This window comes from Cupriavidus sp. WGlv3 (assembly GCF_023952475.1).
Taxonomy (GTDB): Bacteria; Pseudomonadota; Gammaproteobacteria; order Burkholderiales; family Burkholderiaceae; genus Cupriavidus; species Cupriavidus phytorum.
The window spans coordinates 584,413-596,713 of the sequence record NZ_JALHRX010000001.1; the positions used below are offsets into that span (position 1 = coordinate 584,413).

Sequence of the window (12,301 nt, forward strand, 5' to 3'; positions counted from 1 at the left end):
GAGAACGACCATGAACAAGACTCTGAAGCTTTCGCGCGGCGCCACCGTGGTGGTGCTGGGCGGCCTGGCCTGCCTCGGCCTGTCGGCGTGCATGACCTCCACGCCGGTATGGGACGGCCAGCGCGGCGTGGCACTGGCCACCGTCACGCAAATGCAGATCATCAATCCCGACGCGCCGGCCGGCCTGCCTACCGTCACCGGCACCGACGGCAAGACCGCCGTGGCGGCGATGAAGAACTTCGACCGTTCGCTGTCGAAGGGCCAGCAAGGCGGGGCGCCTGCCATGACCATCGACTTCGGCGCCGGCGGCTATGGCGGCATTGGCATGGGCGGCGGCGGCCGCTGAGCACCGGAACCAGGGGGAGGCGATCATGTCTACATCGCGCTTCGCACGATCCACGCTGACGCGGCGCAAGCGCCAGCGTGGCGCAGTGGCCATCATCGTAGGGCTGTCGCTGGCCGTGCTGATCGGCTTTGTCGGGCTCGCACTCGACCTGGGCAAGCTCTATGTGACCAAGAGCGAGCTGCAGAACAGCGTCGATGCCTGCGCGCTGGCGGCCGCACGCGATGTCACGGGGGCCACGCCGCTGCTCGTGTCCGAGGCCGCCGGCCTCACCACGGGCACGAGCAACGCCGCCCTGTTCCAGGGCAAGGCCGTGGAAATGTTCGAGAACCTCAACGTCACCTACAGCGATACGCCTGACAACAACTTTTACCCCAAGAGCGAGGTTCCCTACTCGCTCGACAAGATCAAGTACGTGAAATGCACGGCCGAGCGCACCGGTATCGCCCACTGGTTCATCCAGGTACTCAATGCGCTGCCAGGGATGAATATCCAGCCCAGCACGGTCAATGCCATGGCCGTCGCCACCACCACCAGCGCACAAACCGCCTGCGCGATCCCGGTCTATATCTGCACGCCGCAAACCGCGAATCCGGTGCGGACCGCCTACAACCGTGGCGACTGGATCAAGTCCAAGGACGAGAAGGATCCCTACGGCCCCGGTAGCTTCGGCTGGGCTGACCTTACTCCGCCCGGCGGCGGCGCCTCCGAACTGGCGGAACTGCTGGCCGGCTCCGGGCAGTGCGACCTGTCGGTAGTAGGCTCCAAGGTCGGCCAGCCAGGCAGCATTTCGTCGCTGATACCCGCGTGGAACACCCGCTTCGGCATCTATACCGGCTCCTACAAGGGACCGGAGCACGGCACACCGGACTTCACGGGCTATTCCTACAGCGTTACAACATGGAATTCGCCCAATGGCGGCAACGCCTACCCGGACTTCATCCAGAAGCGCGGTGCCAATGAGCCGTACCAGACCGACGCGAACAGCGGACTGTCGACCCATGGCACGGCTTCGACCAAGGCGGTCCATCAGGCTGGCGCAGACCGCAGGCTGGTACAGGTGCCCGTGGTGAACTGCAACGACCTGGCCTCGACCAAGCAAGCCACGGTGGACTCCTGGGCCTGCATGCTGATGGTGCAGCCGATGCAGGATCCCAGCGTAAAGGACGTGACCTACATCGAGTACCTTGGCGATTCGAAGGATCCCACCAGCCCGTGCGCGACCCAGGGCGTGCCCGGATCCAGCACGGGTCTTGGTCCGCGCGTGCCGGTGCTGGTGCAATAGGAGCCGATCATGAAGCGATGCAGGCAACGCAGGTGCAACCGTCGCGGCGCGGTCGCCGTGGAGTTCGCGCTGGTACTGGTGCCCTTGCTGATGCTGGTGACCGGGGTGGCGGAGTTCGGGCGGGCCATCTACCAGTACAACGCCCTGGCCAAGGCCACCCGCGATGCGGCGCGCTTCCTGTCGCAGTACGCGCCCAGCGAACCGAATTATCCGGTGGACCAGGCCAAATGCATCGCCGTCTATGGCAAGACCACCTGCGGCGGCACGGCGCTGGTGAAAGGCCTCAGCACGTCGATGGTGGTGGTCTGCGACCGCGTCGACTCGACCGGCTGCGCCGGCAAGCAGTTTGCCAACGTCGCCATCTACGAAGGCGGCGGCAGTTCCGGCACGCCGGCGGGCACCATCAACCTGGTGGCAGTGAAGATCTCGGGCTTTACCTATTCGCCCATGCAGAGCTATCTCGAAGTGGGGGCCCTGGCGTTCTCCGATATCACGACGACAATGAGGCAGGTGCTATGACTCCGACCCGCGCTCCGCGCCTGCGTTCGCGCCAGACCGGCGCGGCCGCCATCGAGTTCGCCCTGGTCGCCAGCATCTTCTTCATGCTGCTGATCGGCATTGCCGAGTTTTCGCGCGTGCTGTTTTACTGGAACACCGCCGGCGAAGCCACCCGGCTGGGAGCCCGCATCGCCGTGGTGTGCGACGTCACCGACACCGCCATCAAGGACCGGATGACGCATCTGATGCCCTTGCTGAAGGCCAGCAATATCCAGGTCGCGTTCGAGCCCAGTGGTTGCGACGCCGACGACGACTCAGCGCGCAATTCCTGCCGCTCCGTCACCGTCAGCGTGGCCGACGTTACGGTCAAGACCTTTATTCCGGTGGTGCCGATCACGGTGTCGCTGCCCCCGTTCTCGACCACGCTGCCGCGGGAGAGCCTCGACTCTTCCACCGGCGGCAAGATCTGCAACTAGCGCGCATGAACCAGGAGCACACCATGCTCAGAATTCTGATTGTTTCCGAAGATGCCGACCGGTTGGCCGAGATCCACCGAATCAGCGCCACGGTGGGCAATTTCCAGGCCATGACGCTGCAGGATGGCCTGCCACGTCTCCCTCTGCATGCCAGCCGGCTGCGCATGGCGGACCTGCTGGTCCTTGAATTGCCGGTCATCAGCGCGCAGCAGATGCAGGCGGTCGAGCTGCTGCGCCAGCAGCATCCCGAGCTGCCATGCATCCTGGTCACGCCGGCGCCCAGCTCGGAGGTGCTGATCAAGGCGATGCGCGCCGGTATCCGCGACGTACTGCCGTGGCCACTGGACAAGGCGCAACTGGCCGAGGCGCTCAGGCGCGTGGAGGCCGCCCACGTGCCACGCGCCCAGGACAACGGGCAGGTGATTTCCGTGATCTCGTGCAAGGGTGGCGCGGGCACCAGCTTCATCGCGGCCAACCTGGGCGACGCGCTGGCACGGCACCTGGGCAAGCGCGTGCTGGTGGTCGACCTGAACCGGCACTTCGGTGACCTGACCTATATCGTCAGCGACAAGATCCCGCCCTCCACGCTGCCCGAGATCTGCAGCCAGATCGACCGCATGGACAGCGCCTTCCTCGAGGCCTGCCTGGTGCATGTGGACAACGGCTTCGACATGCTGGCGGGCGCGTCCGACCCGGTCAAGGCCAGCCAGATCCAGAAGGACAAGCTGGAGTGGATCCTCTCGGTGGTGCAGCCGGCCTACGACTTCGTGATCTTCGACCTGGGCCAGAGCATCGACCCGCTGTCGATCGGCGTGCTCGACCACAGCGACCGCATCTGCGTGGTGGCCGAGCCCGCGATCTCCTTCGGCCGTCCGGGCCGCAGGCTGCTCGATATCCTGAGCGCCCTGCACTACCCCGCCGACAAGGTCCGCCTGGTGCTGAACCGCACCGGCCGCAAGCACGAGATGCCGCGCGCCACCATGGAAGAGATCTTCGGCGTCAAAGCCGCCTTTATCCTGCCCGACGACCCGGCTGCGGTGGACGAGGCCATCAGCCATGGCGAGCCCGTGGCCAAGCTGAGCCGGCGCAGCGCCATGACGCGCGCGCTGCAGGCGATGGCCACGCAGCTCTGCACGCCGGCCGAGGCCGAGCGGCGCAGCCGCACCGAAACCGCATCGCCGCTGCGCCGGCTGATGTTGCGCGCGAAGAGCACCTGATTCATCGATTGCAGCCGACCGGCCACGGTCAACCGCACCGCCAACGAGGAGTCCATCATGTCGATCCGAGAACAACTGGCCAATGCCGGGCCTGCCTTCACTGCCAATGGCCACGCCGCGATCCAGTTTGCGACCTCTGCCGCCTCTGTCTCGGGCGGCTACCACCAGCTCAAGCGCGAGGTGCACGAAACCGTGCTCGACCGCGTCGAGCTGGAGCGCCTGGCACGCTATCCGCAGGAACAGGTGCGGCAGGAGATCACTTCGCTGGTCAACCTGATCGTCGACGAGCAGAAGGTGCTGCTCAACGACAACGAGCGCCGCCAGTTGGCCGTCGAGATCCATGACGAGATGTTCGGCTTCGGCCCGCTCGAGCCGCTGCTGAAGGACCCGACGGTGTCCGACATCCTGGTCAACACCGCGCGCCAGACCTATGTCGAACGACGCGGCAAGCTGGAGCTGACCGACGTCGTGTTCTACGACGACGCGCACCTGATGAAGGTGATCGAGAAGATCGTGTCGCGCGTCGGGCGCCGCATCGACGAAACCAGCCCGATGGTCGACGCGCGCCTGCCCGACGGCTCGCGCGTCAACGCCATCATTCCGCCCTCGGCCATCGACGGGCCGTTGCTGTCGATCCGCCGCTTTGCCGTGAATCCGCTGCAAGTCGCCGACCTGGTCAACCTGCGCAGCCTGACCCCGCCGATGGCGCAGCTGCTGCAGGCGCTGTCGCAGGCCAAGGTCAACGTGCTGGTGTCGGGCGGCACCGGCAGCGGCAAGACCACGCTGCTGAATATCCTGTCCGGTTTTATCCCGGAAGACGAGCGCGTGGTCACGATCGAAGACGCCGCGGAACTGCAGCTGCGCCAGCCCCATGTGCTGCGCCTGGAAACGCGCCCGCCCAATATCGAAGGCAAGGGCGAGATCACGCAGCGCGCGCTGGTGCGCAACGCACTGCGCATGCGTCCGGACCGCATCATCCTGGGCGAAGTGCGCGGCGGCGAGGCGCTGGACATGCTCAACGCGATGAACACCGGCCATGAAGGCTCGCTCACCACCATCCACGCCAACACTCCGCGCGATGCGCTGACGCGGCTGGAAAACATGGTCAGCATGGCGGGCCTGACCATGCCGGCCAAGGCCATGCGGCAGCAGATCGCCTCGGCCATCACGGTGATCGTGCAGGCCGCGCGCATGACCGACGGCCGCCGCAAGATCATCAGCATCCAGGAGATCACCGGCATGGAGGGCGACATCATCAACATGCAGGAGATCTTCACGTTCCAGCGCACCGGGGTGGACAAGGACGGCACCGTGCGCGGCAACTTCCGCGCCACCGGGGTCTATCCCAAGTTTGCCGAGCGGCTGCGCGTGTTCGGCGTGGGACTGCCTGACGATACCTACGACCCCGCCAAGCGCTACGAAGTCTGACCGGCCAGGGCACATACCAATACGATCCATCCGGGGGAGCTACACATGAGTACGATCTTCTACGCCTTCGGCATCCTGCTGTTCGTTGCCGTGGTGCTCTGCGTCGAGGGCATCTATCTGTGGTGGAACAATGCCCACGGACCCGCGGCCAAGCGTATCGAAGCGCGGCTGCGGGCACTGTCGGCCGGCGGACACGTTGGTGCCGAGCGGCTCTCGATCCTGAAGAAGCGCATGCTGGCCGACTCGCCGCGCATGCAGCAGTGGCTGATGCGGGTGCCGCGCATCGGCGCGCTCGATCGCTGGCTCGAACAGTCCGGCAGCAGCTGGTCGGTGGCACAGTTGTTCGGGTACTGCGCGATGGTGGTGCTGTGCACGGTCGCACTGATTCCGCTGTTGCCGGTACCGGCTTCCCTGGTGATGCTCGGCGCGGTGCTGGCCGCCATGCTGCCGGTGCTGCACGTGATACGCCTGCGCGGCAAACGGCTCAAGCAACTCGAGGCCCAACTGCCCGACGCGGTCGACATGATCAGCCGCGCCCTGCGCGCCGGCCATTCGTTCAGCGGGGCGCTCAGCATGGTCGGGCAGGAAATGAAGGCGCCGATCGGGCCGGAGTTCCGCACCACCTTCGAAGAGATCAACTATGGCGTGGCGCTGGACGAAGCCATGACCAACCTGGCCATACGCGTGCCGGTGGCCGACCTGCGCTACTTTGTCATCGCGGTGCTGATCCAGCGCGAAAGCGGCGGCAACCTTGCCGAGATCCTCGACACCATCGGCACCATGGTGCGCGAACGCCTGAAGCTATTCGACAAGATCCGCGTGCTGTCGGCCGAAGGCAAGATGTCGGCATGGGTGCTCGGGCTGCTGCCGTTCTGCACCGCCGGCCTGATCCTGGTAGTCAATCCGGGCTTCATGAATGTGCTGTGGGAAGACCCGCTGGGCTTGCGCATGATCGGCGGAGCGTTGGTGTCGATGAGCTTCGGCGTGCTGTGGATGCGCAAGATCATCCGGATCCGGGTCTGAGGCGTCGGCGGCGGTTGCCTCGGGGCAGTGCCAGAAGAAGCAGGGCTTGGACAGCCATACTGACGGGAGTCCATCATGCAAGAGATTTTCCAGGGGTTCCAGGGCGACCAGATGATCGTGCTCGCGCTGATCTTCGTGGCCGCGTTCGGCACGGTGTTCGGCGTGCTCCATGTGTTATCGCCCCATCGGCTGCGCGGCCGGGCCGAACAGATCGCGGGCCAGGCGGGGTCGTTCCAGCCCGACCAGGGGCGGCAGCAGGCGCTGATCGAAAGGCTGGTGAAGTGGGCGCAGCCAGTTTCGCGGCTGTCGCTGCCCAAGGAAGGCTGGGAGAATTCGCAGCTGCGCGTGCGCTTCATGAATGCCGGCTGGCGCAATGCCAGCGCCGCGCCGCTGTACTTCGGCGCCAAGACGGTATTGGCCGTCGGCCTGCCCATGCTGGGACTGCTGGCGGTCAGCAGCCAGCCCGGACAGCAAAGCCAGCAGCTCATGTTCGCGCTGCTGGCAGTGCTCGGCGCCATCGGCTACTACCTCCCCAACGTAGTCCTCGCCCGCAAGGTCTCCCAACGCCAGCGCACCGTCTTCGAAGAATTCCCCGACGTGATCGACCTGCTGACCGTCTGCGTCGAAGCCGGCCTCGGCCTGGACGCGGCGCTGATGCGCGTGGCGGACGAGCTGGCGCTGCGCTGCCCGGTGCTGGCCGATGAGCTGCAGCTGATGCTGCTGGAACTGCGCTCGGGCTTCTCGAAGGAAAAGGCGCTGACCAACCTGTCGCTGCGCACCGGCGTCGAAGACGTCGACAAGTTTGCGTCGATGCTGGTCCAGGCCGACCGCTTCGGCACCAGCCTGGGCGAGTCGCTGCGCGTGCTGTCCGACATGCTGCGCACCAAGCGCCGCATGCGTGCCGAGGAGCAGGCCGCCAAGATCGCGCTGAAGCTGCTGTTCCCGCTGATCTTCACCATCTTCCCGTCCTTGCTGCTGGTGTTGCTGGGGCCGGCGTTTATCCAGATCTATCGCGTGCTGCTGCCGACCATGGCGGGACAGGCCGGATAGCGCCTCCGGGAAACCGCGATCGTTTCCCCCGGCTGTCTCCCGGTGCAATGCCGGCAAGACAGTCACTTGCCCGGAACCCAGGTTCCGGGCTTTTTTGCTTTGCCGGGCCAATACCGGGGCTTGACCGGACGGGCTGGCTTCTGAAGAATGCAGGCAATCCCCTGCCGGCGCCGAGGCCACGCAGCGCGCGCCCTACCCGCCTGGAGTCCCGATGAAGCTACGCATCCTGAGCGACCTCCACATCGAACACAACCTGCCGCAGTCCGTACCCGCATGCGACGCCGACCTCGTGATCCTGGCCGGCGACATCGCCAACGGCCGCGACGGCATCGACTGGGCCATCGGCACGTTCAGCCAGCCCGTGGTCTACGTGCCGGGCAACCACGAGTACTACGAGAGCAATTTCGACACCGTCGACCAGCACATGGCCGAGGCCGCGGCAGCGCATCCGCGGGTGCGCCTGCTCAATGGCGAGGTGGCGGAATTCGACGGCGTGCGCGTCATCGGCACGACGTGGTGGACCGACTACACGCTGTTCGGCACCGACCGGCGCGACGAGGCGATGCAGGCATGCGCCAAGGCTATGTACGACCACCGGCTGATCGAGATCCGCGGCGACGACGGCCACATGCGCCAGTTCACGCCGCAGGACGCACTGGCACGCCACCGCGCCGCCTCCGATTGGCTTCAGGCGCAACTGGCGCTGCCCTACGCCGGCAAGACCGTCGTGGTCACGCACCACGGCCCGGACCTCGGCAGCCTGGATCCGCGCTTCTCCCACGACCTGGTCTCCGGCGGCTTCCTGTCCCGCCGGCCCGACCTGGTGGCGCAGGCAGACCTGTGGATCCACGGCCATACCCACACCAGCTTCGACTACTGCGTCGACAACTCGCGCGTGGTGTGCAACCCGCGCGGCTATGTCAGCCGCCGTACCGGCGAGGTGGAGAACAAAGCCTTTGACTGGTGCTGCGTGGTCGAGGTCTGACGCGACCGGGCCCGCGCACCACCGCGCCGGCCATCCAAACAAAAACCCCCGCGGACTCGCGCCCGCGGGGGTTTTTTCATCGCAGCCTGCCCTGACGGGCAGTGGGCTGGGAATGGATTACATCATGCCTTCCATGCCGCCCATGCCGCCCATGCCGCCCGGCATTGCCGGAGCCGACTCTTCCTTCGGCGTTTCGGCCACGGCGCAGTCGGTGGTCAGCATCAGCGAAGCCACCGAAGCGGCGTTCTGCAGTGCGGTGCGGGTAACCTTGGTCGGGTCCAGCACGCCCATTTCGACCAGGTCGCCGTACTCGCCCGAAGCCGCGTTGTAGCCGTAGTTGCCCTTGCCTTCGATCACCTTGGCAACGACCACCGAAGCTTCTTCACCGGCGTTCAGCACGATCTGGCGCAGCGGCTCTTCCATGGCGCGCAGCACGATCTTGATACCGGCGTTCTGGTCCGGGTTTTCACCGGTCAGGGCCGAGATCGCAGCGCGGGCACGCAGCAGGGCCACACCGCCGCCGGGGACGATGCCTTCTTCCACCGCAGCGCGGGTGGCGTGCAGGGCGTCTTCCACGCGGGCCTTCTTTTCCTTCATTTCGACTTCGGTGGCAGCGCCAACCTTGATCACGGCAACACCGCCGGCCAGCTTGGCCACGCGCTCTTGCAGCTTTTCACGGTCGTAGTCCGAGGTCGCTTCTTCGATCTGGGCACGGATCTGCTTCACGCGGCCTTCGATCGCACCAGCGTCGCCGGCACCGTCGATGATGATGGTGTTTTCCTTGCCGATCTCGATGCGCTTGGCCTGGCCCAGGTCGTTCAGGGTGGCCTTTTCCAGCGTCAGGCCGATTTCTTCAGCGATGACGGTGCCGCCGGTCAGGATGGCGATGTCTTCCAGCATGGCCTTGCGGCGGTCGCCGAAGCCCGGGGCCTTGACGGCGGCGGTCTTCAGGATGCCACGGATGTTGTTGACCACCAGGGTCGCCAGGGCTTCGCCCTCGACGTCTTCAGCGATGATCAGCAGCGGGCGGCCGGCCTTGGCCACTTGCTCCAGCACCGGCAGCAGGTCGCGGATGTTCGAGACCTTCTTGTCGAACAGCAGCACGAACGGGCTGTCCAGCTGGACAACCTGCTTTTCGGGGTTGTTGATGAAGTACGGCGACAGGTAGCCGCGGTCGAACTGCATGCCTTCCACGACTTCCAGCTCGTCGGCCAGCGACTTGCCGTCTTCGACGGTGATCACGCCTTCCTTGCCGACCTTGTCCATGGCTTCGGCGATGCGCTCACCGATCGAGGTGTCGCTGTTGGCCGAGATCGCGCCAACCTGGGCGATTTCCTTGCTGGTGGTGGTGGGCTTGCTGACCTTCTTCAGCTCTTCCACGGCGGCGGCGACAGCCTTGTCGATGCCGCGCTTCAGGTCCATCGGGTTCATGCCGGCGGCAACGAACTTCATGCCTTCGCGCACGATCGACTGGGCCAGCACGGTAGCGGTGGTGGTACCGTCACCGGCGTTGTCGCTGGTCTTGGAAGCCACTTCCTTGACCATCTGGGCGCCCATGTTCTGCAGCTTGTCCTTCAGCTCGATTTCCTTGGCCACGGACACGCCGTCCTTGGTCACGGTCGGGCCGCCGAAGCTGCGCTCCAGCACCACGTTGCGGCCCTTCGGGCCCAGGGTCACCTTGACTGCGTTGGCGAGGATGTTCACGCCTTCGACCATCTTGGCACGGGCGGCGTCGCCGAACACTACGTCTTTTGCTGCCATGTTCTGAATCTCCTGAAATCTGTACGGGTGGGGCTACAAGTAACGGATTACTTGTTGACCACGGCCATGATGTCTTCTTCGCGCATGACCAGCAGTTCCTGGCCATCCACCTTCACGCCCTGGCCGGCATACTTGCCGAACAGCACGCGATCGCCGACCTTGACGTCCAGGGCGATGTTGTTGCCCTTGTCATCCTTCTTGCCGGGGCCGATTGCCAGCACTTCGCCTTGATCGGGCTTCTCGGCAGCGTTGTCGGGAATCACGATACCGGACGCGGTCTTGGTTTCGTTGTCCAGACGCTTCACGATCACGCGGTCGTGCAGAGGACGCAGATTCATACGGACTCCTAGATACAAAGTGAGTTTTTGATCACAAATCGGCCGGCTACCGAGGCGACGGCCGTCAGAAATGTTCAGGTGTCGCAGGAGGGCTGTTAGCACTCACCCCTGACGAGTGCTAATTATAGGGACGGGGTAGGGGCATTTCAAGACAGGCGCTGGATACGGGTTTTCCCGGGGACGGGCGCAGCGCACATTGAGATCCGGCGCCGAGGATGGCGCCGGAAGCGATGCGGTCGATCATCGCGATAACGTCGACGATGCGGCACGAATCCGACTCGCGCCGCATTGCCTGCAGAATAATGCCTTGCTGCCTGGCCTTCGGCCAGCGTGGTGCCGGGGGGCGCCGCGCCGCAGCTCGCCGGCTTGCCCGGCGCTGCATTTGGCGTTTTTTTGCAGATGGCGGGCGTGATGCTATTTGCCGCCCTTCACGGTGGTGTACGCCGTAATCAGGTTCCGATAGTCGGGAATATGGTTGGAGAACAAGGTCCCCAGCCCCTCGATGTCGTTGCGCCAGTCGCGATGAAGCTCGCAGGCAACGCCGAACCACGTCATCAGTTGGGCGCCGGCCTCGGCCATGCGGTGCCACGCCGATTCGCGCGTCACCTCATTGAACGTCCCGGATGCATCGGTCACCACGAACACATCGTAGCCTTCTTCGATCGCTGACAAGGCCGGAAATGCCACGCAGACTTCAGTCACCACCCCGGCGATCAGCAACTGCTTCTTGCCGGTTGCCTTCACCGCCTTGACGAAGTCCTCGTTGTCCCACGCATTGATTTGCCCGGGACGCGGAATAAACGGCGCATCGGGGAACATCGCCTTGAGCTCCGGCACCAGCGGCCCGTTGGGTCCGTCCTCGAAGCTGGTGGTCAGGATCGTCGGCAGCTTGAAATACTTGGCCAGATCCGCCATGGCGAGAACGTTGTTCTTGAACTTGTCCGGCTCGATGTCGCGCACCAGCGACAGCAGGCCGGCCTGATGATCCACCATCAGTACCGCTGCCTGGCTCTTGTCCAAACGCTTGTAGGTCTTGCTCATCTTCCGCTCCTGTGAATGCGCGTCCGGTTCGGTTGGACACGCGTGGTGAAATCTTCTGCATGGCGCTGCAATCCATGCACGGCTGCCTGCTCACTCCCGGTGAACTAAAGCGGGCGCTGTGCGCCTGGATGGTTGTCCACCCGCAGCAGGAACGGATGAATGTGGATCTCTTTCCACACGCCCGCCTGCTGGAAGGGATCGGCCCGGTTGAAGTCGATGACCTGCTGTTTGTCCTGCGCACGCACGAGGAACAGGCTGCCGATCATGCGCGCGCCGTCGTCGGACATCAACGGCCCGCACATCACGCACCGGACCTCCGCGGTTGCCAGGTAGGCGCGATGTGCGTCGTAGCTGTCGAGCCGGCGCTGCAAGGCATCGGCGTGGTCAAGGCAATGAATGATGAAGTCCATATCCCATATACCTATTGAAATGCCGGGCCTGGCGCCGCAGCAGCCGGCGCGGGGATCGGCGTCGAGGCCCACGCCAGCATCTGCCACGCGCGCTCCCGCCGCTTCCACACGCTGAGGAAGCGGTTGTCGAGCGTGCGCTCCACGCCGTCGACCACGGCAACCAGCAGGGCCTTGCCCTGCATCACCGCGATGTCGTTGTAGATTTCCTGCCCCACCTCCTGTACCGAGGCCCGCAGGTAGCGCACCCGCCCGCTGCGCAGCGATGCCAGGTATGCCTGCTTGTCTTCGCGCAACGCCGACGAGTGCGTGTAGCTGAGTTCATCCGCCAGCAGGTCTTCCAGCCCCGCGATATCGCCGGCGAGCATCGCGCGGTATCGCGCAGCATCTGCCTGCCTGAGCGCAGCGAGATCTTCCATATATCCTCCGGTCTTCGTGTCCGGTTTGCC

At 65.0% G+C, this 12,301-nt stretch carries 14 protein-coding genes; 9 read left to right on the forward strand and 5 right to left on the reverse strand.

Going from position 1 to position 12,301, the window contains the following annotated elements; translation table 11 throughout:
• Positions 1-10: 10 nt before the first annotated feature.
• From MKD38_RS02750 to MKD38_RS02790, 9 genes are all read left to right on the forward strand, one after another.
• The gene (locus MKD38_RS02750) at positions 11-346 is read left to right on the forward strand and encodes a hypothetical protein (RefSeq protein WP_252674538.1); all 336 of its coding nucleotides are present in this window, start codon (positions 11-13) and stop codon (positions 344-346) included.
• A 25-nt stretch (positions 347-371) separates the two neighbouring features.
• On the forward strand, positions 372-1,628 hold the full coding sequence (locus MKD38_RS02755) for a pilus assembly protein TadG-related protein (RefSeq protein ID WP_252674539.1): 1,257 nt from the start codon (positions 372-374) through the stop codon (positions 1,626-1,628).
• A gap of 9 nt (positions 1,629-1,637) precedes the next feature.
• Positions 1,638-2,147 (forward strand): TadE family protein, encoded by a 510-nt coding sequence (locus tag MKD38_RS02760; protein WP_252674540.1) that lies wholly within the window; start codon positions 1,638-1,640, stop codon positions 2,145-2,147.
• Positions 2,144-2,602, forward strand: a complete 459-nt coding sequence (locus tag MKD38_RS02765) for a TadE/TadG family type IV pilus assembly protein (protein ID WP_252674541.1) — start codon at positions 2,144-2,146, stop codon at positions 2,600-2,602. The genes MKD38_RS02760 and MKD38_RS02765 overlap by 4 nt, the downstream gene beginning before the upstream one ends.
• Before the next feature lie 23 nt (positions 2,603-2,625).
• On the forward strand, positions 2,626-3,819 hold the full coding sequence (locus tag MKD38_RS02770; RefSeq protein ID WP_252674542.1) for a CpaE/TadZ family protein: 1,194 nt from the start codon (positions 2,626-2,628) through the stop codon (positions 3,817-3,819).
• Between the two features lie 57 nt (positions 3,820-3,876).
• The gene (locus MKD38_RS02775; RefSeq protein ID WP_252674543.1) at positions 3,877-5,247 is read left to right on the forward strand and encodes a TadA family conjugal transfer-associated ATPase; all 1,371 of its coding nucleotides are present in this window, start codon (positions 3,877-3,879) and stop codon (positions 5,245-5,247) included.
• 45 nt (positions 5,248-5,292) lie between these two features.
• On the forward strand, positions 5,293-6,270 hold the full coding sequence (locus MKD38_RS02780) for a type II secretion system F family protein (protein ID WP_252674544.1): 978 nt from the start codon (positions 5,293-5,295) through the stop codon (positions 6,268-6,270).
• Positions 6,271-6,345: 75 nt separating this feature from the next.
• A complete protein-coding gene (locus tag MKD38_RS02785) occupies positions 6,346-7,320 on the forward strand; it encodes a type II secretion system F family protein (RefSeq protein WP_252674545.1) in 975 nt (324 codons plus the stop codon).
• A gap of 211 nt (positions 7,321-7,531) precedes the next feature.
• Entirely contained in the window at positions 7,532-8,305 is a 774-nt protein-coding gene (locus MKD38_RS02790; RefSeq protein WP_252674546.1) for a metallophosphoesterase, read from the forward strand.
• A gap of 117 nt (positions 8,306-8,422) precedes the next feature.
• Here MKD38_RS02790 and groL read toward each other — a convergent pair whose 3' ends face one another.
• The 5 genes from groL to MKD38_RS02815 form a co-directional block, all read right to left on the reverse strand.
• The gene (gene groL / locus MKD38_RS02795) at positions 8,423-10,066 is read right to left on the reverse strand and encodes a chaperonin GroEL (protein ID WP_211956260.1); all 1,644 of its coding nucleotides are present in this window, start codon (positions 10,064-10,066) and stop codon (positions 8,423-8,425) included.
• Positions 10,067-10,113: 47 nt separating this feature from the next.
• Positions 10,114-10,404: a co-chaperone GroES gene (gene groES, locus MKD38_RS02800; protein ID WP_008644494.1), complete on the reverse strand. Its 291-nt coding sequence runs from the start codon at positions 10,402-10,404 to the stop codon at positions 10,114-10,116.
• Positions 10,405-10,818: 414 nt separating this feature from the next.
• A complete protein-coding gene (gene ycaC / locus MKD38_RS02805) occupies positions 10,819-11,445 on the reverse strand; it encodes an isochorismate family cysteine hydrolase YcaC (protein ID WP_115706148.1) in 627 nt (208 codons plus the stop codon).
• A 104-nt stretch (positions 11,446-11,549) separates the two neighbouring features.
• Positions 11,550-11,855, reverse strand: coding sequence for a YciI family protein (locus MKD38_RS02810; protein WP_111518769.1), 306 nt, complete (start codon positions 11,853-11,855; stop codon positions 11,550-11,552).
• A gap of 11 nt (positions 11,856-11,866) precedes the next feature.
• A complete protein-coding gene (locus MKD38_RS02815; protein WP_252674547.1) occupies positions 11,867-12,271 on the reverse strand; it encodes a nuclear transport factor 2 family protein in 405 nt (134 codons plus the stop codon).
• Between the last annotated feature and the right edge of the window lie 30 nt (positions 12,272-12,301).